The sequence below is a fragment of the Hymenobacter sp. CRA2 genome, from assembly GCF_002007105.1.
In the GTDB taxonomy this organism is placed as follows: Bacteria; Bacteroidota; Bacteroidia; order Cytophagales; family Hymenobacteraceae; genus Solirubrum.
Window position 1 is genome coordinate 245,277 of sequence record NZ_MVBC01000002.1, and the last position, 19,778, is coordinate 265,054.

A 19,778-nucleotide genomic window follows, 5' to 3' on the forward strand; every position below is an offset into this window, starting at 1 on the left:
CCGAATTCGGCAGCGGGCGTGGCGTTTTCAGAGCTAACGAATAGCAGCTTCCGCTATTCCGTGGGCAGCACTTCGGCGGCGGTTTGGGCGGGGTGCGGACCGCGGTCCTTCGTCAGAATGGTGTGGCCCAGCTTGTCGCGTTTGGTGGTCAGGTACCGCTCGTTGTGCTCGTTGGGCGTCACCTCGATGGCCACCGTATCCACGATTTCCAGGCCGTAGCCGATCAGGCCGGTGCGCTTGCGGGGGTTGTTGGTGAGCAGGCGCATCTTGGTCAGGCCCAGGTCGCGCAGGATCTGCGCGCCCACGCCGTAGTCGCGCTCGTCCATGCCGAAGCCCAGCTCCAGGTTGGCTTCCACGGTGTCGCGGCCATGCTCCTGCAGCTTGTAGGCGCGCAGCTTGTTGAGCAAGCCGATGCCGCGGCCTTCCTGGTTCATGTACACGAGCACGCCTTTGCCTTCGCGCTCAATCTGCTGCATGGCGTGGTGCAGCTGCGGGCCGCAGTCGCAGCGGCAGGAGCCGAAAATGTCGCCGGTCACGCAGCTTGAGTGCACGCGCACCAGCACGGGCTCGTCGCCGGAAATGTCGCCTTTCACCAGGGCCAGGTGCTGGGCGCCGGTGCTGCGCTGGGTGTAGGCTATCAGGTCGAAGTCGCCCCACTGGGTGGGCATCTTCACCGAGATTTCGCGGTCGATGAGGCTTTCCTGCTTGAGGCGGTACTTGATCAGGTCCTGCACCGAAATTAGCTTCAGGCCCCAGCGGTCCGCAATTTCGCGCAGCTCGGGCAGGCGGGCCATTTCGCCGTCTTCCTTCAGGATTTCCACCAACACACCAGCGGGCTCGAAGCCGGCCAGACGCGACAGGTCGATGGCGGCTTCGGTGTGGCCGGCGCGGCGCAGCACACCTTCCTTACGGGCCTTCAGCGGAAAGATGTGGCCGGGTTTGCCCAGCTCTTCGGGCTTAGTATCCGGGTCGATGAGGGCCAGGATGGTCTTGGAGCGGTCGGAAGCCGAAATGCCGGTGGTTACGCCGTTCTTCAAGAGGTCCACCGATACGGTGAAGGGCGTTGCGTGTAGGGCCGTGTTGCGACCCACCATCAGCTCCAGGCCCAGGGCTTCGCAACGGTCTTCGATGAGCGGGGCGCACACCAGGCCGCGGCCGTGGGTGGCCATAAAGTTGATGACTTCGGGGGTAGCGCAGCGGGCGGCGCAGATAAAGTCGCCTTCGTTTTCGCGGTCTTCGTCGTCCACTACCACGACCACTTTGCCGGCGCGGATGTCGGCAATGGCGTCTTCGATGGGGTCAAGCATGGCTTGCTTCAGGAATTGCGGCCGGCTGAGATGGGGCGGCCGCGGTGGGGTATTGGGCTGACAACCGCCAGCGGCCCTACAAAGTTAACGGCCCGGCCGGAATCGTTGGTGGTAGCCAGCCGAACACTTGTTAGGGTCGGTGCTCTTTTCGCTGCAGGCCCTGGGAAAGAGCGAAGCCGGCAGGCCAGTCCAGGTGGCCCCGCCCACAATCTAGCGCCGTTTATTCATGCTACCGCCAGCGGCTGCGGCGGCCCTGAATGCGGCCCGTAGCCGCAAACCGTTCGTACTCTTCGCCCTCCCACTGGCGCAGGCCGGCCCGCTCAAAGGCAGCGCTTAATGCATCGAGTTGCGCAGCACGGCAGTACACGTGCAAGGTCCCGTACTTGCACACGTGGGCCACAAAATCGTCGGTATCAGAAGTTAAGAAGATGTACTCGGGCGCGGCGGCATCGTAACGGCTGATGCGGAAGAGCACCCGCACAAATGCCGCCGTGGCAGCCAGCGGCACGTGGTAGGCCCCGCAGTAGCCGGGTGCGGCGCCCCAGCGCTTGAGTTGCCGCGTAGCCAGCTGCACCGGGCGGTACGAGTGGCGCGGGTTGCCTACCAATGGCCAGGCGCCAAACGGCAGACAATACCAGGTGCTGGCGCCCAGTTCTCGCAGCACCTGCCGCAACGCCGCGCCCAACTGGCCGGGCAGCGTCGCTAGCTCGGGACCGGGATGGTAGAGCCGTAACTCCAGCGTCGGCAGGTTGGGCGTCGGCAGCAGCTGCGGCTCGAAACCCCTTGCTACGATGTCGGCGGGAGAATCCTCGTCGTCATCGGCCAGGAAAGCGCGCTGCAAGCCGGCTACGACACTGCGCAGCAAAGGCAGAGCCAGGGCTTCGGCGCGGCTGATGAGTCGAACGGCATTTTGCATGGGGCTGCTTAACTACTCCCGCAGCAGCTGCGCCAGCCGCTCGGTGGTGCCCTCCCAGGTGTACCGCTCGCGCACAAACTCGCGGCCCTGCGCCGCCAATCCCGCCGCTTCCGCGGGCTGCTCCAGCAGCTGGCAGATGCTCTCGGCCAGCCCCACGGTATCAGCCCCTACGAGCAGGTGCTGACCGGGCGTGCCGCCGAGGGCGTTGTTGGCCAACGGCGTGGTCACGCTGGGGCGGGCCATGGCCATGGCTTCGAGCAGCTTGTTTTGCAGGCCGGTACCGGTGCGCATGGGCGCCACGAATACGCGGGCCGAGGCGTAGGCCGTGCGGATATCGGGCAGCCAGCCGCTCACCGTCACGCGCGGGCCTTGCAGAGCCAGCACGCGCGCGGCGGGCGTAGTGCCAGCCAGCAGCAGCCGCGCTTGCGGGTGGCGGCGCTGCACCTGGGGCAGGATTTCCTCGGCCAGCCACACGGCGGCTTCCACGTTGGGGTGGTAGGCCATGTTGCCGCAGAACACCAGCTCGTACGGCTCACCCGCAGCTACGGCATCGGGACGAAAAAACTCGGTGTCGATGCCGTTGGGCACCACCTGAATGCGCTGCCGGGCTTCGTGGTCGATGAGCTGCCGGTCCTGGTCGCTGATGATGGTGTGGTGGCGAAACCAATCGAAGGCGCGAGCTTCGTACTGCTGCAGGCGGCGCGCTTCCAGGGCCATAACCGGGCGCTGCCAAGCGGGCGCTTTGTCGGCCCAGCGCTGCATGCCGGTCGAGAATACATCCATGTAGTCCAGCGTGAAGGGCACCCGGTGGGCGTGCGGACGGGCGTACTCGGCCATGCGGATAAGCTGGCAGTAGCCGCGCTCGGGCCGGAACTGGCGCACCACCTCGGCCAGCCGGCGCTGGGCGGCCGCGTCGCGGAAGTAACCAACCTGGAAGGGCTGGCCCTTGAGGCCGGCCAGAGCCATGTTGGCGGCAATGCCGGGCTTCTGGAGCCGGTGCACGTGCACGCCGCCCCGGCAGAGCGGGGCCACGGCGGCATGGGCGTCGGGCGTTACGTCTTCGTCGCTAAGGGCGAAGAGGCACACCTCGAAGTGCCGCGCCAGGTAGCGCAGCTGGTGGTACGCGCGGAGCTTGTCGCCCTTGTCGAGCGGGTACGGAAAGCGGGAAAGCAGGACGAGCAGCTTCATCGGGGCGGCAAAGCTACGGCCTGGCCCGCACCCACGCGCTGGTACAGCTCCACAAAGCGCTGCACCACCTGCCGGTTGTCGTAGAGGCGCTGCACGGTGCGCCGGGCCTGCGCGCCCACGGCCGCAGGCTCCACCTCGCCGCGGCAGTACTGATCGAGCACGTGCAGCCACTGCTCCGGCTCGTCGCACACCAGGATGTCGTGCCCGTGGTGCACGGCAATGCCTTCGGCGCCCAGACCGGTGCTGATGATGCACTTGCCCAGGGCCATGCCCTCAATGATTTTGACGCGCATGCCGCCGCCCGAAAGCAGGGGTACAATCATCACCTCGTACTGCTGCATGAATGCCGCCGCCGATTCCACGAAGCCGTGCACCTGCACGCCCGGCAAGCGCAGCTGCCGGATGTACTCGGGCATGTTCTTGCCGGCCACGTGCAGCTCCAGCTTGGGGTAACGGCGCCGCGCCTCGGGCCACACGCGTTCCAGAAACCACTCCAGCCCTTCCTGATTCGGCCGCCAGTCCAGCGACCCGAGGAAAAACAGCGTGTGAGGCGCGGGCCAGATGGCGGAATCGGGCTGCATGCGGATGAGGTCGGCGCCGGCCGGGATGAACACCACCGGCTCCTGGCAGCCGAGCTGGCGCAGGCGGCGCTGGTCGGGCTCGGTGATGGCGGCCACGGCCGAAAAGCGCGGCAGGTACCGAGCCTCGAAGCGCTTAAGCCGGCGAGCCAGGTGGCGCAGGTAGCGGGCTTTGAACAGTTGTCGCTCCCCGGTAGCCAGCTGGTCCCAGATTTCGTGCTCCACGTTGTGGGCGCGCAGCACGGTGGGTACTTGTGGGGCCACGCGCTGCACCACGTCCACGTACCAGGCCACGAAGGTGCCTTCCATCTGCACCACGTCGAATTGCTCGGTGGTGAGCAGCTCCGCCAGCCGGGCCGCCAGCGCGTCGGACATGAAGCGCTCCACGTTGTAGGGGTTCGGGCTAAAGAGCAGATTGCGCAGAGCCTTGAGCGGCGACAGGCTCGTGTCCACGTCCACTGTGACCAGGCGCAGGTTGGGCCCGAGGTGCGCCAGCGCGTCGGCGGCCTGGCGGTGCTTGGGCGTGTTGGCGGCCAGCAACGTGACCGTGTGGCCGGCCTGTACCAGGCCCGCCGCCACGTCGTACATGGCAATGGCGCCGCCATCGGTGGGCGGAAACGGGACGCGGGGGCAGAGCTGAAGAACGTTCACAGACCGGTGCGGCTGGGCGGGTGGACCGCAAAGATAATGGTGTGAGTAGGTGATTGGGTGGCCACGGTAGGCAGATGCAGCCAGAACGTCATCCGCAGGCGCCACCGAAGGACTTCTCCCGACAGAGAGTAACTAACCCGGGTTAGGTTACGGAGCGGGGCTAGAGCTAGCTCCCCTCCCCAGCTGAGGAGGGGTTGGGGGTAGTTGAAAGGTTAGGGTTAAGGTTACTATCTAACGTCAGCACGCGGGATGTCTCGATTCCTCGCTTGATGCGCGACATGCTCGACATGACGGTCTGTTTCAGATGTTCAAGTGTCAGGTCAACCACCCCTTACCCCTCCTCAGCTGAGGAAGGGAACTAGCTCTAGCCAGTTAATGCTTGTTGCTCAGCGGTGAGAAGGTCCTTCGGCGGCGCCTCAGGGTGATAGTTTCAAAACACTTCCACCTGCTTCCCCAATCACCGCCGCAGCTCCCGCACCACGGCCATGATCTGCTCGTCGGTGCCGAGCAGCAGCAGCACGTCGCCGGAACCGGGGCGAAAGTCGGCGGCGGGGCTGACCTGGAACTGGCCGGTGCGGTCCTTCAGCCCGATGACGGTGGCGCCGGTACGCGAGCGGACGTCCAGCTCGCGGATGGAGCGCCCGCGCAGCTCGGGGCGCAGGTCCTGGTAATCCAGCTCTTCCAGGCGCAGGCGGTTGGGGCCCAGGCCGCTGATCATTTCCAGGAAGCGAATCACCTCGGGGCGCATCACCAGGTTGGCCATGTGCGAGCCGCCGATTTCGTCGGGCATCACCACCGAGTCGGCGCCGGCGCGCAGCAGCTTGGTTTCGGAGGTTTTGAGCGAGGCGCGGGCAATGATTTTCAGCTGCGGGTTCAGCTCGCGCGCCGTCAGGGTCACGAACACGTTGTCGGCGTCCTTGGGCAGGGCCGAAATCAGCGCCCGGGCCCGCTCGATGCCGGCCTGGCGCAGGGTGTCGTCGGCGGTGGCGTCGCCGCAGATGACGGGCACGGCCGCGTCGCCGAGGGCTTCGGCGTGGGCGCGCATCAGCTCCTGGTTCTGCTCGATGATGATGACTTTGGCCCCGTTGGCGCGCAGCTCGTGAAAGGCCTTGCTGCCGTTGCGCCCAAAGCCGCAGACGATGACGTGGCCCTGGATGTGGCGAATTTCCTGATCGGTCATAAACATCTTGAAAAGGGTGCGCAGCTCGCCATCAAATAGGTACTGGGTGAGCACCGACACGAGGTAGGCCACCACCACCAGGTTGTACATGATGTAGAGCGAGACGAACAGCCGTCCGCCGCCGGACAAGGGCTTGACTTCGCCGAAGCCGGTGGTGCTGACGGTGATAATCGTCATGTAGAAGGCCTCCATGAAGGTATAGCCCTCGATAATCATGAAGCCCGCCAGACCGATGCCCAGGCTGAGCACCGTCAGGATAATGGCCAGCATGAGCCGGCTGAGGTTGGCGCGTTTCCACATAATGCGTGGCGCGAAGGTAGCGGGCAACGCGGCTAGTTCGCACCTGAGCTTCCGGGCACGAGTATCGGCCGCCCCGGCTTGCCTGCAAGCCCTATTTGTGCGTATCTCGCAGCCACTTTCCTATTCCAAAGCACTTTATCAGATGTCATTTACCCCCAAGCGTTTGTTGTTCGTGCTGGTCGGCTTGTATCTGCTTTACCTGGCGGGCGGCATTGCGCTGGCGTCGCAGGGCGTTGTCGACCGCGTCTACTTCTTCCCCGGCTTTTCCATCAAGCGCCCCCATTCCGATCAGTCGGCTTTCTCGCCCGACGGCCCGCTGGTGCACTACCTCCCCGACGGCGCGGCCCTGAGCCGGTGCATCGTGCCGCAGGGCTCCGGCTTCGCGGTGCGGCTCGATACGCTGCGTCGCCCCACCGATTCGCTAACCTGCTTCGTGCAGGAAACCGGGCTCTCCTTCCGCTTCCCGCGCCACGCTTTCACTACTGAGGCCGCGGAGTATCCGGCCCCGGCCCGCATGCTGGTGGTGTCCGACATCGAAGGCAACTTCAAAGGGCTGCAACAGCTGCTACAAGGTGCGGGCGTGACGGATGCTCAAGCGCGCTGGCGCTTCGGCACGGGCCACCTGGTGTTCGTGGGCGACATGTTCGACCGCGGCCTGCAGGTGACCGAGTGCCTGTGGCTGCTCTACAAGCTGGAGCACGAGGCCGCGCAGGCCGGCGGCAAGGTGCATTTCCTGCTCGGCAACCACGAGGTGATGAACCTGACCGGCCACTACAAGTACCTGCGCCGCAAATACCGCAAGAACGCCGACTCGCTCGGCGTCGACTACGCCCGCTGGTACGCGGCCGACACGGAGCTGGGGCGCTGGCTGCGCACCAAGAATGCGGTGGAGCGCATCGGCCCGACCTTATTCGTGCACGGCGGCCTGAGCCCGGAAGTAGCCGCGTTGCAGCTGCCCCTCGCGCAGCTCAACGACCTGACCCGTCGGAGCATCGACGCACCGGCCACCACTGATCGGAGCGCCGCGGAAAAGCTCATTCGCAACCCCAAGCTTAGCCCCGATTGGTACCGCGGCATTGCACAGGAAGAGGCCCCGGCGGCGCACGTGCAGGCGGTGCTGCGGCAGTACGGCGCCACGCGCATGGTCATTGCCCACACCCCCGTAACGGAAATCAAGCCGCTCTACGACGGGCGCGTGGTGGCCATTGACCTGCCGCACCAGGAGCACACCGGCCAGGGCTTTATGCAGGCGCTGTGGGTGGAGGGCGGAAAGCTGTCGGTGGTCGACGACAAGGGCCGGAAGCGGGCGTTGTAGAATCCGCCCATCATTTGTTTACGCCTCTATATCATTGCTAATGATTCGCCAAGCAGCTGGTCTGGCCGCTACCTTACTCATGCTCGGTGCTACTCAGCTCAGGGCCCAGACCGACCACCTGGTCCCGGCCCCGGGCTATTTTTCCAGCTACTCCTACGCCCCGGACTACTACGCCAGAGTGCAGCAGACGCTGCTGAAAGGGCTTGCCGACAGCCCGGTACTGCGCATAGTCGTGCTGCCCTCGTTTTTGCCCGAATACGTGATTTCGCTTGAGCAACAGGGCCAGACCTACGCGCTGCAATGCGTCACCGCTCGTAGCAGCGTCTGGCACGCATTGCAAACCAAGGCGCCGGCGCCGGTAATCGTCGCCCGACACACGGCCGCCATCAGCCCGGCCGCGGCCCGCGCCGTAGCGGCGGCCTTCAACGCCGCTATCGACCAGACGCACTACCCCAGCCCCACGGACCGGCGCATGGTCATGGACGGGGTCAATTACCACTTCGTATCGTTTCGCGGCGGGCTGGGGCTGCGGGAAGGCACGGCGCACTCCCCGGCCCGTGGCAGCAACCTGGCCCTGCTGGTGCAGCTGACGGATGGGTTGCAGCAGCTGGCCCTACAGAGCCCGGACGCACCCAAAGAAGCCGAACTGATCAACCTGGCCGAATCCGCCGCAGCCAAATTCACCGCTGCTGCCCCGGCTACCGCGAAATAATGGTGCCCAGCATGCCCGCCAGCTGCATGTCCAGCTGCTTGAGGCTCTTGAAGATGGCCATCTGCGCCAGGTACTCCTCCACGTTGTTGGGGTCCAGGGAGTTCATGGTGTTCAGACACTGGGTCAGCTCGCGTTCCACGTTGCACTTGTTCAGGCGCAGAATGGCGTTTTCGCAGGCCACCTGCAGCTGATCCAGCTCGCGCGGCACGTAGATGCTGTGCGTAATCCAGTTCGGGCTCAGCTCGTGGGGCTCGGTCACCAGGTCGCTGATGGCGGCGCGGATATCGGCCCGGTCGTGGCGCACCAGTTCGCGGGCGTCGGGAAAGCGGCCGGCCTGCACGGCCTGGGTGCAGAGGTGCAGGAGGTCGGCGTAGAGCGGGGTGCGGAAGGGCGTTTCATCGACCTGGCCGAGCAGGTATTCGGCCACCGGCACGCCGTCGGCCAGGGGTTGGGCGGGGTAGTTCAGGATCAGGCGCACCACTTCCCGCTCGCAGCTTTGCTGCGCGTCGGGCACCGGCTCGTTGTCCAGGGCGTCGCCCGTGGGTTCGTCTTCCTCGTCGCCCATGTAGCCGTAGGCCTCGGGCGGCAGCTCGTCGTCGTAGCCGGGGCTGGTGGCCGGGGTCGGGCGGGCGCTGCCGAGGCCCGTGAGCTGGCCGCCGGGCTGCACGGCCGAGCCGCTGCTGGCCGGCCGTGGCCCCGCGGAGCTGGCGCCGGCGTTGCGGCTGCCCTCATTGCTGCGGCTGCCGGCACTGCTTCCACCGCCGGGGCGCGGGCCCGGCGCGGCCTGCTTCACCTGCTTGTTGTAGGCGTCGATGAGCACCTGCTCGTCGATGTGGAAGGTGGCCGAGGTCTGCTGCAGAAACACCTGCCGCTTGAGCGGGTCGGGCACCTTGGCAATGCTCTGCAGCACTTCGCGGATGGCTTCGGCCTTCTTCACCGGGTCGTTGGCGGCGTCTTTGGCCACCAGCCGGGTTTTGAAAGAGATGAAGTCCTGACTGTTTTCCTCCACAAACTGGCGGAAGCGCTGGTCGCCCACCTTGCGGATGTAGCTGTCGGGGTCGTCGCCGTCGGGAAACAGCACCACGCGCACGTTCAGGCCGTTTTCCAGGATGATGTCCAGGCCGCGCAAGGCCGCCCGGATGCCGGCCGCGTCGCCGTCGTAGAGCACCGTCACGTTGTCGGTGTAGCGGCTGATGAGGCGGATCTGCCCCTCGGTGAGCGAGGTACCCGACGAGGCTACCACGTTCTTCACCCCGCCCTGGTGCAGGCTGATAACGTCGAGGTAGCCTTCCACCAGATAGCACAGCTCCTCCTGCCGGATGGCCTGCTTGGCCTGAAACAGGCCGTAGAGCACGTCGGATTTGTGGTAAATCTCCGACTCGGGCGAGTTCAGGTACTTTGCCCCGGCCTTTTCATCCCGCCGCAGGGTGCGGGCCCCGAAGCCCACCACCCGGCCCGAAATGTTGTGAATCGGGAACATCACGCGGCCGCGGAATCGGTCGTAACGGCGGCCGTCCTCCTCGCGCTTGACGACGAGGCCGGTTTTCTCCAGGTACTTCACGTCGAAGCCCGCCTGCTGGGCCGAGTTCAGCACGTCGTCCCACTTATCGAGCGAGTAGCCCAGCTCAAAGGTTTCGATGGTTTGCTGGTTCAGGCCGCGCTCCTTCAGGTACGCCCACCCAATACTCTCCCCTTCCTCCGACTCGCGCAGCAGGGTCTTGTAGCGGTTTTTGGCCCAGTCCGACACGATGTACTGCGAGTCCCGCTCGTTCTGGGCCAGCTGCTGCTCGGGCGTGCGCTCCTCTTCCTTGATTTCGACGCCGTACTTCTTGGCCAGCCACTTGATGGCCTCGGGGTAGCTCACCGATTCCACGTCCATCACGAAGCGCACCACGTCGCCGGCCTTGCCGCAGCCGAAGCACTTGTAGATGCCCTTGGCCGGCGCTACGGAGAAGGAAGGCGACTTCTCGTGGTGGAAGGGGCAGCAGGCCCACAGGTTCTGCCCTTTCTTTTTCAGGGAGACGAAGTCACCGACGACCTCCACGATATCGGCGTAGTGGAGGACCTGGTCAATGGTTTCTTTGGGGATGAGGGCCAAAATACGGGGGGCAATAGGAGTGGTCAGGGCAGCGGGGCCGCAAAAATAACCACAAACCCCGGCCCCGCTCAGAAGTTGTGGCTGGCGGTGGTCTGCGGAATGATGACCACGTAGTCGTAGCCCAGCAGCACGGCCTGCAGCTCCTGGTCGGGCACGGGCAGCCCTTTGTAGAGCATGGCGCGGCGCAGCGGGCGCACATCAAACACCTGCCAGGCCGCGCCGGCGGGCGTGGCGGCCATAAACGGGCGCAGCATGGCCTCGTCGGCGGCGGAATAACTGCCGCTGTTCTTGCTGAAATCCTCCGGGTTCTGTCCCATCACCTTCGTGCCCTGCTTGCCGATGACGAAGATGTGCAGGGTTTTCTGGCTGTGGGCGTCGGCCAGGTTCACGGCCAGGTTGCCCACGTCGTAGATGTCGCCCCAGATGCTGCGGCCGCGGCCCAGGTGGTTGGCCCCGAACTTGAAGAGCATGGGCGGCAGCGGCTGCCCGGCCGTTTGGTAGGGCTGCAGCTCCTCCAGCAGGTTGCGCTTCATCAGGTTGATGCGGGCCTGGTGGCCGCCGGGCTTGCCGGCCGCGTTGGTTTGGAAGATGGCCACGCTGGCCTCCAGATCCTGCAGCATGCGGCGCACCTGCGGGCGCTCGGTGCGCGTCAGCAGCCGCAAGCTGTCGAGCGTGGCGGAGCGCAGGGTATTGACGGCCACGCTCTCGTAGCGGCCCGACACGAGAGCGGCGCGGTCCTGGGCCTGCGTGGCGGCGGCCAGCTGCCGCAGGTAGGTGCGGGCCAGCTTGGTTTTGGCCTCGTCGGCCATCAGCTCCAGCACGCGGCCCGGCGCGGCAAAGCCCACCTGCTCCACCCCTACCAAGGAGGTGCCCTGCGCCCGCAAGGCCCGGGCCAGCTCAAACTCCTCCGCCCAGCTGTAAAACGACAACTCCATCGGGTGCTGCTTCAGAAACGCCGACGGCAGGCCGGGCTGCGCCGCCAGGCGGCTCAGGTCGCGGGCCTGGTACCGGTCGATTTCGGCCACATAAACTTTGGGCTTCAGCACCTGGGCCACAGCCTGGGCGAAGGCCGGAATTTCAGCCATGCCGTGGTCTTCGCCTACGAGCACCCAAGCACTCTGGCGGATATCCTGCTGGAGCTTGTCCCAGCCCGGCCCGCTCAGCTGCGCTCCGGCCACCGTCAGCGGAGCCTGGTGCTTGCGCATCAGACGCACGAAAGCGGTATCTGCCGGTGCCGGCGCCTGGGCCACGGCGCGCTGGCCTGTCCACAACCCGCTCATTACCCCCAGCCACATGCCCACTGCCCGACCCGCCTTGGCCGCCCCGCTAATTCTTTTAATCATCCTGGTTAGAAATTCATTGCTTCCCAAGTTACAGAGTAGCTTAAGGCTAGCGGTTAGGGTTAGTTCCCCGCCTCAGCTGAGGAGGGGCTAGGGGTGGTTGGCCGAAGCGGCTGAACGTTATCCAGCTCCATATTTTCTAGCCCTAGTTTTTCAACTACCCCAACCCCTCCTCAGTTGAGGAGGGGAGCTAGAACTAGCTCCCTAATTTGGGTTTGCTACAAAACGCCTGAAGATAACGGCCGGCTGCCAGCTTTGGGCCCGCGCAAACCCTTCCGCCCTTTTCCGGTTTTTTGGCACGACCCCGCCGGTTTCGGGGTTATCTTTGCCGGATGGTAGCCCGTTTGGCTGCCCGCACGTTTGCCATGAGCATCACCAAAGAAGCTGTACTGAAAGCCCTGAGCTACGTCGAGGAGCCCGACTTGGGCAAGGACCTCGTCACGCTCAATATGATTGAGGACGTGCTAGTTGACGGCCTGAACGTCTCGTTCACCGTCGTACTGACCACGCCCGCTTGCCCGCTGAAAGAACTGATCCACAACGCCTGCGTGCGCGCCATCCACACGATGGTCGACAAGGATGCGCAGGTGACCGTGAACATGACCTCGCGCGTGACGACCATGCGCCAGAACCGCGACGTACTGCCGGGCGTGAAAAACATCGTGGCCATTGCCTCGGGCAAGGGCGGCGTGGGCAAGAGCACCGTGACGGCCAACCTGGCCGTGGCCCTGGCCCGCTCGGGCGCCAAAGTCGGCCTGATCGACGCCGACATTTCGGGCCCGTCCATGCCGGTGATGTTCGGCGTGGAAGACTCCCGCCCGCACGTGTTTCAGGCCGAAGACGGCCGCAACCTCATCGAGCCCATCGAGCGGTTCGGCGTCAAAATCATGAGCATCGGCTTCCTGGCGCCGGCCGAGTCGGCCATCGTGTGGCGCGGCCCCATGGCCTCGTCGGCGCTGAAGCAGTTCATCACCGAGGTGGACTGGGGCGAGCTGGACTACCTGCTGCTCGACATGCCCCCCGGCACCTCCGACATTCACCTCACGATGGTGCAGACGCTGCCCGTGACGGGCGCCGTCATCGTGACCACGCCGCAAAAAGTGGCCCTGGCCGATGCCCAGAAGGGCCTACAGATGTTCCGCCAGCCGCAGATCAACGTGCCGGTGCTCGGCGTCATCGAGAACATGGCCTGGTTTACGCCCGAGGAGCTACCCAACAACAAGTACTACATCTTCGGGCAGGGCGGCGGCGCGGCCCTGGCCGAGAAGCACGAGGTGCCGCTGCTGGGCGAAATTCCGCTGGTGCAGGGCATCCGCGAAAACGGCGACCAGGGCATTCCGGCTGTGCTGCAGAGCACCTCGCCGGTGGCGCCGGTGTTCGAGCAACTGGCCGAATCGGTAGCCCGCGCCGTGTCGATTCGCAACAACGTGGCCCCGCGCACGCAGGTGGTAGAAATGAAGTAACCGGCCGAAGTGCCGCGAATGTGCGAACTTCGTGGCCCGCCCCAATGTCTCGTAAGTATGTCTGCAACCGCCACCTTGATTGAACACCCGCTGCTGCCGCGCATCGAGCAAGCCCTCGACGGCATCCGCCCGTACCTGAAAGCCGACGGCGGCGACGTACGCGTGCTCGACATCAGCGAGGATATGGTCCTGCGCCTGGAGCTGCTCGGCGCCTGCGGTACCTGCCCCATGTCGCCGATGACGTTGAAAGCCGGCGTGGAGGAATCGGTAAAGAAGGCCGTGCCCGAAATCCGCAGCGTGGAAGCCGTGAACGTGGCGAACATGCAGCAGCCCGCCGGCCAGGAAGGCCGCCCGCAGCCGCCCACCCCGGTGCCGACGCCCAACTAGGTTTAGTATTTCTCTCAACAGCAGCGCGCCCCGCTCCTGCCGGTTTCGGTGGAAGCGGGGCGCGGTGGTTTTTTGGAAACTACGTTCAGAGGTTGGGGGCTCGAGCCGAATCGAAAATACAAAACCTAACTAGCCCGTTAGCTTCGTTTGATGCAGTATCCGGCTATGCGGTATTTTACCTTGCAATTCTTTTATCAGTTGGCACATTTATAATCCCGCAGCCGTCGACCATCCAATTATTATTTTCCGGAGCTACTTTTATTGCCAGTTTAAAGTCTGGCCAGTCCTTTCCTTTAACCACTACATAGTTTGTCTTGCCATCCAAGGAATCTAGCACAAAGCCCTGATCGGGGTAGTCCTGGGCGTCGAATATTGGATCTGCGTCCAAGCCCATTTCGGGGTCCAGCTTGTAAGCCTGATCTACTATTGATTTCACTTCAGATTTGAAACGATTCGTTGCCAAATTATTTGACTGCACCCATTCAACGACCCCGACTGATTCTTTCATTTTATTACAGTTATTGACGTATGCGTTTATAAATTTTAATGCAACGTCAGCAGCTCCGTTGGCTTGATCCTTTGCTTTTGCCGCATCTGCTTTTCGTATCGTTTTAGTTTCCGCAACCTGCTCACAAGAAGCGTTCAGGAATATCGCCAACACCAAAATTATTTGCTTTACAAACGTTTTTCCGGAATAGAACATAGAATCTGGAGGACTGCTCGGTATTGAGGTCATTGGCCCAACAATGGTCGCATGATAAGCGAATTGTTCCTGACGGCAACCGTTCCCGCCAGTTGGAGGCGGCTCAAGATAGGCTGACCACTGATTTTGTGCAAATGGCCACTTGTCAGATGGCTCCTCCCCAATTCCTCATCAGCGTCTACCTTTGCCCCTACACCACCCCTACTCCGCATTCCGAACATGGCCAACCCCAACGACCCCGCCCTGCACTCCTGGATTGACATTCCGCCGCACAGCGACTTTCCCATCCAGAACCTGCCCTTCGGCGTGTTCTTTACCGAAGAGCGCGGTACCCGCGTGGGCGTGGCCATTGGCGAGTACGTGCTGGATTTGTACGCAGTAAGCCAGTTCGGCTTTTTCCGCGGGCTGGACCTGCCCACCGAGCCCAAGGTGTTTCGCCGCCGCTCCCTGAACAGCTTTATCAGGCTGGGGCGCCCGGTGTGGCGGGCCGTGCGCCAGCGCGTGAGCCAGCTGTTGCGCCACGACAACACCGAGCTGCGCGACAACGAGGACGCCATGCGTAGCTGCCTCGTTCGTCAGCGCGACGTGCAGATGCTGCGCCCGGTAAAGCCCCAGAATTACACCGACTTCTACAGCAGCATCGAACACGCCACGAACGTGGGCACCATGTTCCGGGACCCGAACAATGCCCTGCTGCCCAACTGGCGCTGGATTCCCATCGGTTACCACGGGCGCACGAGCAGCATCGTAGCCAGCGGCACCGACATTCGGCGCCCCAACGGGCAGCGCAAGGCCCCGGATGCGCAGGTGCCCACCTTCGGGCCCTCGCAGCAGCTGGACTTCGAGCTGGAAGTATCGATGGTGGTGGGCCAGGGCACGGCGCTGGGCCAGACGGTGCCGCTGAGCGAGGCCGAGGACCACATCTTCGGGCTGCTATTATTCAACGACTGGTCGGCCAGAGACTTGCAGAGCTGGGAGTACGTGCCGCTGGGGCCGTTCTTGGGCAAAAACTTCGGCAGCAGCGTCTCGCCCTGGGTGGTGACGATGGACGCGCTGGAGCCCTTCCGCGTGGAGGGGCCGCGGCAGGAGCCCGAGCCCCTGCCCTACTTGCAGCAATCGGGCGGCGCACACAACTTCGACATTCAACTGGAAGTGAGCCTGGCTCCGCAGGGCGGCGCTGAGACGGTCATCAGCCGCACCAACTACAAGGACATGTACTGGAGCATGGCCCAGCAGCTGACGCACCACGCCTCCAACGGCTGCAATATGGAAGTCGGTGACCTGTACGCTTCCGGCACCATCAGCGGCGCCTCGCCCGATTCCTACGGCTCGATGCTGGAGCTGACCTGGCGTGGCACCCGCCCGCTGACCCTGGCCGACGGCTCGCAGCGTAAGTTCCTGCAGGACGGCGACACGGTCATCATGCGCGGCTTCTGCCAGCGCGGCCCGCTGCGCATTGGTTTCGGCGAAGTGCGTGGCACGGTGCTGCCGGCGGTGGAATAGTAGCGGATTAGCTAATAAGTGAACAAGTAGAAAAGCACGTCATCCTGAGCGCAGCGAAGGCCCTTCTCACCTCAGAACGATAATCGTATCGACGACTCGTTCCCGTGAGACAAGGTCCTTCGCTGCGCTCAGGATGACGTGCTTTAAGCTGCCGTTCTGCTTATCTGTTCATATACCGACGCCAAATCGACTGATGTGCGCTTCCTGACGCAGGCGGCGCCAACGCCGCACCAGTAAGAAACCACCAGCCAGGCCGCCCAGCACCACCCAGTACACCAGCTCGGCGGCCCACACGCCCGCCAGCGGCAGCTTCAGCAGCTCCACGGCGGCATAGGCGGCAGCTAGGTACGCGCCGATGGCCACGACTTCCATCTGAAACGCCTGCGCGGCTCCGCCCAGGCCGATGATGCTGTTGTAGAGGATATTGCTGACGGCGAAGAGCACCAGAATCATCACCAACACCGGCGCCAATGGCACCAGGGCCTCGTTCAGCACCGCCTCCGATGAGAACAGCCCGCCGATGTGCACCGGCAGCAGCCCGATGGCCAGTGCGGCCGGCAACGTGACCAGCAAGCTCAGCAACACGGTGCGCCCCACCACAGGTGCCAGCAGCTCGGGCCGGCGCTGGCCCAGGTAGCGGCTGGTGAGCGTGTAAATAGCCGAAGCCAGGGCCAACGACGGCAGACTCACCACGGTGTACACGCTGCGCAGGATGTTGGACACGGCCAGCGCCTGCGTCCCCAGCCGGCCTATTAGCACGAAAAACACGAACCAGCCGGCCGTTTCGACCAGCTGCTTGCCCACGATAGGTGCGCTGAAGAGCAGCAGGCGACGCATGGACAGGCGCAGTGGGCCGTGCCGCAGCAGGGCGTAGCGCGGCCGCAGCCCCGGCCGCCACAGCGTCAGCAGCAGGACCAGCGCGCCCAGCATTTCCGATACCACAGCGGCCCAGGCGGCCCCCACAATGCCCAGCAGCGGAAACCCGGCCCCGCCCCACACCCAGGCATAGTTGAAAAACACGTTGGCACCCGTCATCAGCGCGGTGCTCAGCGTGATAATGCGCGTGCGCCCAATGCCGGTGTAAAACCCCGACAGGCAGTGCCAGGTGAAGCTGGCCGGCAGGGCCCACACTACCGTTTGCAGGTACAGCTGCATGGGTCGGGCCACGGCCTCCTCGGCGACCAGCAGGCGGGCCAACGCGGGTGCCACTGCGTAAGTGAGGCCGCCCAGCGCAGTAGCCAGCCCCAGGCTTAGGTACAAGGCGTTGTCGAACAGCCGGCCGACGGCCCGGCGGCGACCCTGCCCGATGCGCCGGGCGGTAAGAATCTGTAGGCCCACGGCCAAGCCCGCCCCCACCGTGGTGAGCAGGTAAAACAGCAGCCCGCCCAGGCCAATGGCAGCCAGCGGAGCTTCGCCCAGGCGCCCCACAAACACCGAATCGGTGAGGTAAATGGCGCTTTGGGCGAGGCTACCCAGCATGATGGGCGCGGCAATGTCGAGGATGGCGCGGTAGGACGCCGGACGCCGGCGACGGGGCATGGGGCAAGTGGTGAAATGGAGAGGTTGTGAAATGGCGAGTTGATGTTCTGACGGCGCAAGCTGAACGCCAACTCACCACTTCACAACTTCACCACCTCCCCTTTGTAGTAGCAATTCAGAATGGAATCCATCGGCTCGCGCCCGGCCGCTACGGCCGCCACTTTGGCCTGGTAGCGGGCTTCGAGCAGCGGCAGCAAGGGCTGGGTCACCTGGTTGAAATGGCGGAAGGCCTCGGTGAGCTTGGCATCCCACTCGGGGTGGAAGTTCAGCAGGTCATCGGGCAGCACTTGGGTGCGGGCGCTGCCGGCCTCGGGCAGGCAGTCAAACGGCTCCCATACATTCAGGTAGCCATAGTCGTCGGTCAACTCCTCGCCGGGGTGAATGTCGCGCACGGCCAGTTCGAAGTTGTAGGCGGTGGACACGAGCGAGCTGTTAAAGGAGTGGTTGACGTAGCGCGAATGGTCCCAGCACAGCACGAAGTCGCCGTGCGCGTCGCGGTAGCTGTACTTGTTGAGGACGTCCTTGTGGATCTGGTCCAGTTGCTGCACCTGCGCGGGGCTGAAGACCTGATCAAAAGCGTCGAAAATCCAGCAGATCGTGCCCTTGGGAATGAACTGCGTAGCCACCACGCCATACCCGATTTCGGGGGAAATGAAGCGCAGTTCGGTGTTGGGGTGAATCATAAGGAGCGAAGCAACGAAAACCCAAAACAGGTCGCTGCGCGTGCGGCACCGCCAGCTGAAGCCTTCGTAACGTGAAGGCCTCGTTTCGGTTACAGCGTCGGGGGCGGCAATTGGTATTCGGCGGCCAGTTGGCGAAAGGCCTGCACCTGCGCCGCAGCCCAGGCGTCGTCACGGCCCAACTCCTGGGCCAATAGCTGCGCCACCGCCGGGGCCGAGCGTGCGGCCGCCGCGGCGTTCAGAAACAAGGCGCGGTTGCGCCGGGCCAGCACGTCCTCCACCGTGCACGCCATTTCGTGGCGGGCCGCCCACACTACCTGTCCCGCCAGGATGGGCAGCTCGGCATCCAAGGGCTGGCGCCAGGCCGCATCCTGCGCCAGCAGCGCGTCGAGTTGGGGCTGATCAGTACCGTACGGGGTACCGAATTCTGCGCCTTCGGCCTCAGCTGGGGCACCGTGAATGCGCAGGGCGGCGCTGCGGCTGGGCCGTGGCGGCAGCTGCCCGAGCTGCTGGGCCCACGCCACCGCGTCTTGCCCCATCTGGCGAAAGGTGGTCCACTTGCCGCCGGTAACCGTCAGCAGCCCGGCCGGGCTTACGTGCAGCTGGTGGCTGCGCGACAGTTCTTTGGTGCTGCTACCGTTGGCGGCAGCCAGCGGGCGTAGGCCGGCCCACACGCTGAGCACATCGGCCCGGGTGGGCGGCTGCGCCAGGTAGCGCCCGGCGGTGCGCAGAATGAAGTCGACTTCGGCGGGCAGGGCGCGGGGCTCCAGGCTGGCGGTAGCCACCGGCGTATCGGTGGTGCCCAGCACTACGTGGTCCAGCCAGGGCACGGCGAAGAGTACGCGGCCGTCGGCGGTGCGGGGAATGAGCAGGGCGGCCGGGCCGGGCAGAAACCGGCGCGCCACCACCACGTGTACGCCCTGGCTGGCCTGCACCAGCGGTGTGGTGGCGGGCTCATCGAGGCGGCGCAGCTCGTCCACAAACACGCCCGTGGCATTGATGACCGCCCGCGCCCGCAGCTCGTGGGCGGTGCCGTCTTCCAGATCTTCGGCCCTGACGCCCGTGATGCACCCCGCCGTGTCTTTGCGCAGGCTTGTCACCCGCAGGTAGTTCAGCACGGTGGCCCCGTGGGCGACGCAGGTCTGGGCCACGTTGAGCGCTAAGCGGGCGTCGTCGAACTGCCCGTCGTGGTAGAGTACGCCGCCCCGTAGCGCGGCCGGTTGGGCGTTGCCGAGCAGCCCCAGCACCTGATTACGGCCCAGCAGCCGCGCCGCGCCGAGGTTGCGGCGGCCGGCCAGCAGGTCGTAGAGCTTGAGCCCGAGCAGGTACCAGGGCCGATTCCACCAGCGGTAGGCCGGAATGACGAAGCGCAGGTCGCGGACGAGGTGCGGGGCATTCCGGCGCAGCAGGCCCCGCTCGCGCAGGGCTTCGTGCACGAGTCGTACGTTGCCCTGCGCCAGGTAGCGCACACCGCCGTGCACCAGCTTGGTGCTGCGGCTGGAGGTGCCCTTGGCAAAATCGGCCTGCTCCAGCAGCAGGGTTTTGTAGCCGCGGCTGACGGCGTCCAGGGCCGCACCGAGTCCGGTAGCCCCGCCCCCGATGATAATAATGTCCCACTCGGGCGTGGCAGTCAGCTGGGCCAGTTGGGCTTCACGGGCGAATGGTACGAGGTAGGCGGGCTGTGGCATATGGTACCTGCTTACGGCGTATGGCCCGCTCGGAACAGTTTCTTGTGCCACCGACTGTTTGTGAGCTTCAGCATAGGGGCACTTTGAGCGTAACTATTAAAGTTATTTACTATCCGCAGCTGCACACTGCTAAACAGGTTTACTGACTGTTCGAGGTTTTTAGGTTATTCAGGGGCCATATATAAGTAACCTATCTTATTTCTACATGCAGTTCAATTGTAGACTTATCT

16 protein-coding genes are annotated in these 19,778 nt (G+C 64.4%); 5 read left to right on the top strand and 11 right to left on the bottom strand.

Annotation, left to right across the window (positions count from 1 at the left end; genetic code table 11):
- Positions 1–53: 53 nt before the first annotated feature.
- The 5 genes from B0919_RS04830 to B0919_RS04850 all read right to left on the bottom strand — a co-directional run bounded on the left by B0919_RS04830 (position 54) and on the right by B0919_RS04850 (position 6,120).
- Positions 54–1,319 (bottom strand): bifunctional 3,4-dihydroxy-2-butanone-4-phosphate synthase/GTP cyclohydrolase II, encoded by a 1,266-nt coding sequence (locus B0919_RS04830; protein WP_078011089.1) that lies wholly within the window; start codon positions 1,317–1,319, stop codon positions 54–56.
- A 217-nt stretch (positions 1,320–1,536) separates the two neighbouring features.
- Positions 1,537–2,223 carry a hypothetical protein gene (locus B0919_RS04835; protein ID WP_078011090.1) on the bottom strand — a complete coding sequence of 229 codons (687 nt, stop codon included), beginning with the start codon at positions 2,221–2,223 and terminating at the stop codon, positions 1,537–1,539.
- Between the two features lie 12 nt (positions 2,224–2,235).
- Positions 2,236–3,411, bottom strand: coding sequence for a glycosyltransferase (locus tag B0919_RS04840; RefSeq protein WP_078011091.1), 1,176 nt, complete (start codon positions 3,409–3,411; stop codon positions 2,236–2,238).
- A complete protein-coding gene (locus tag B0919_RS04845; RefSeq protein ID WP_078011092.1) occupies positions 3,408–4,640 on the bottom strand; it encodes a glycosyltransferase family 4 protein in 1,233 nt (410 codons plus the stop codon). Before B0919_RS04845 ends, B0919_RS04840 begins: the two co-directional genes overlap by 4 nt.
- Before the next feature lie 457 nt (positions 4,641–5,097).
- Positions 5,098–6,120: a potassium channel family protein gene (locus B0919_RS04850; RefSeq protein ID WP_078011093.1), complete on the bottom strand. Its 1,023-nt coding sequence runs from the start codon at positions 6,118–6,120 to the stop codon at positions 5,098–5,100.
- A gap of 142 nt (positions 6,121–6,262) precedes the next feature.
- Between B0919_RS04850 and B0919_RS04855 the strand changes: the two genes are divergently transcribed.
- Positions 6,263–7,435: a metallophosphoesterase gene (locus tag B0919_RS04855; RefSeq protein WP_176132856.1), complete on the top strand. Its 1,173-nt coding sequence runs from the start codon at positions 6,263–6,265 to the stop codon at positions 7,433–7,435.
- Between the two features lie 40 nt (positions 7,436–7,475).
- Entirely contained in the window at positions 7,476–8,147 is a 672-nt protein-coding gene (locus B0919_RS04860) for a hypothetical protein (RefSeq protein ID WP_078011094.1), read from the top strand.
- Here B0919_RS04860 and dnaG read toward each other — a convergent pair.
- Positions 8,134–10,245, bottom strand: a complete 2,112-nt coding sequence (gene dnaG, locus B0919_RS04865; protein ID WP_078011095.1) for a DNA primase — start codon at positions 10,243–10,245, stop codon at positions 8,134–8,136. The genes B0919_RS04860 and dnaG overlap by 14 nt on opposite strands.
- A 68-nt stretch (positions 10,246–10,313) precedes the next feature.
- Entirely contained in the window at positions 10,314–11,588 is a 1,275-nt protein-coding gene (locus B0919_RS04870; RefSeq protein ID WP_139361913.1) for a hypothetical protein, read from the bottom strand.
- A 362-nt stretch (positions 11,589–11,950) separates the two neighbouring features.
- Between B0919_RS04870 and B0919_RS04875 the strand changes: the two genes are divergently transcribed.
- Both B0919_RS04875 and B0919_RS04880 read left to right on the top strand, forming a co-directional pair.
- The gene (locus tag B0919_RS04875) at positions 11,951–13,048 is read left to right on the top strand and encodes an Mrp/NBP35 family ATP-binding protein (protein ID WP_078011393.1); all 1,098 of its coding nucleotides are present in this window, start codon (positions 11,951–11,953) and stop codon (positions 13,046–13,048) included.
- Positions 13,049–13,105: 57 nt separating this feature from the next.
- Positions 13,106–13,435, top strand: coding sequence for a NifU family protein (locus B0919_RS04880; RefSeq protein WP_078011097.1), 330 nt, complete (start codon positions 13,106–13,108; stop codon positions 13,433–13,435).
- Positions 13,436–13,610: 175 nt separating this feature from the next.
- On the opposite strand, the gene B0919_RS24590 is transcribed toward B0919_RS04880, so the two are convergent.
- Complete coding sequence (locus B0919_RS24590) at positions 13,611–14,138, bottom strand: hypothetical protein (RefSeq protein ID WP_139361914.1); 528 nt, start codon at positions 14,136–14,138, stop codon at positions 13,611–13,613.
- 219 nt (positions 14,139–14,357) lie between these two features.
- Between B0919_RS24590 and fahA the strand changes: the two genes are divergently transcribed.
- Complete coding sequence (fahA, locus tag B0919_RS04885) at positions 14,358–15,641, top strand: fumarylacetoacetase (protein ID WP_078011098.1); 1,284 nt, start codon at positions 14,358–14,360, stop codon at positions 15,639–15,641.
- A 168-nt stretch (positions 15,642–15,809) separates the two neighbouring features.
- Here fahA and B0919_RS04890 read toward each other — a convergent pair whose 3' ends face one another.
- From B0919_RS04890 to B0919_RS04900, 3 genes are all read right to left on the bottom strand, one after another.
- On the bottom strand, positions 15,810–17,180 hold the full coding sequence (locus B0919_RS04890; RefSeq protein WP_078011099.1) for an MATE family efflux transporter: 1,371 nt from the start codon (positions 17,178–17,180) through the stop codon (positions 15,810–15,812).
- 80 nt (positions 17,181–17,260) lie between these two features.
- Complete coding sequence (locus B0919_RS04895) at positions 17,261–17,863, bottom strand: SET domain-containing protein (RefSeq protein WP_078011100.1); 603 nt, start codon at positions 17,861–17,863, stop codon at positions 17,261–17,263.
- 89 nt (positions 17,864–17,952) lie between these two features.
- Positions 17,953–19,548: a glycerol-3-phosphate dehydrogenase/oxidase gene (locus B0919_RS04900; RefSeq protein ID WP_078011101.1), complete on the bottom strand. Its 1,596-nt coding sequence runs from the start codon at positions 19,546–19,548 to the stop codon at positions 17,953–17,955.
- Between the last annotated feature and the right edge of the window lie 230 nt (positions 19,549–19,778).

Excerpts from the sequence above, each read along its gene's own strand:
- B0919_RS04835 (WP_078011090.1), bottom strand. The coding sequence starts at position 2,223 with ATGCAAAATGCCGTTCGACTCATCAGCCGCGCCGAAGCCCTGGCTCTG.
- B0919_RS04840 (WP_078011091.1), bottom strand. The coding sequence starts at position 3,411 with ATGAAGCTGCTCGTCCTGCTTTCCCGCTTTCCGTACCCGCTCGACAAG.
- B0919_RS04850 (WP_078011093.1), bottom strand. The coding sequence starts at position 6,120 with ATGTGGAAACGCGCCAACCTCAGCCGGCTCATGCTGGCCATTATCCTG.
- B0919_RS04855 (WP_176132856.1), top strand. The coding sequence starts at position 6,263 with ATGTCATTTACCCCCAAGCGTTTGTTGTTCGTGCTGGTCGGCTTGTAT.
- B0919_RS04860 (WP_078011094.1), top strand. The coding sequence starts at position 7,476 with ATGATTCGCCAAGCAGCTGGTCTGGCCGCTACCTTACTCATGCTCGGT.
- B0919_RS04870 (WP_139361913.1), bottom strand. The coding sequence starts at position 11,588 with ATGATTAAAAGAATTAGCGGGGCGGCCAAGGCGGGTCGGGCAGTGGGC.
- B0919_RS04875 (WP_078011393.1), top strand. The coding sequence starts at position 11,951 with ATGAGCATCACCAAAGAAGCTGTACTGAAAGCCCTGAGCTACGTCGAG.
- B0919_RS04880 (WP_078011097.1), top strand. The coding sequence starts at position 13,106 with ATGTCTGCAACCGCCACCTTGATTGAACACCCGCTGCTGCCGCGCATC.
- B0919_RS24590 (WP_139361914.1), bottom strand. The coding sequence starts at position 14,138 with ATGTTCTATTCCGGAAAAACGTTTGTAAAGCAAATAATTTTGGTGTTG.
- fahA (WP_078011098.1), top strand. The coding sequence starts at position 14,358 with ATGGCCAACCCCAACGACCCCGCCCTGCACTCCTGGATTGACATTCCG.
- B0919_RS04890 (WP_078011099.1), bottom strand. The coding sequence starts at position 17,180 with ATGCCCCGTCGCCGGCGTCCGGCGTCCTACCGCGCCATCCTCGACATT.
- B0919_RS04895 (WP_078011100.1), bottom strand. The coding sequence starts at position 17,863 with ATGATTCACCCCAACACCGAACTGCGCTTCATTTCCCCCGAAATCGGG.
- B0919_RS04900 (WP_078011101.1), bottom strand. The coding sequence starts at position 19,548 with ATGCCACAGCCCGCCTACCTCGTACCATTCGCCCGTGAAGCCCAACTG.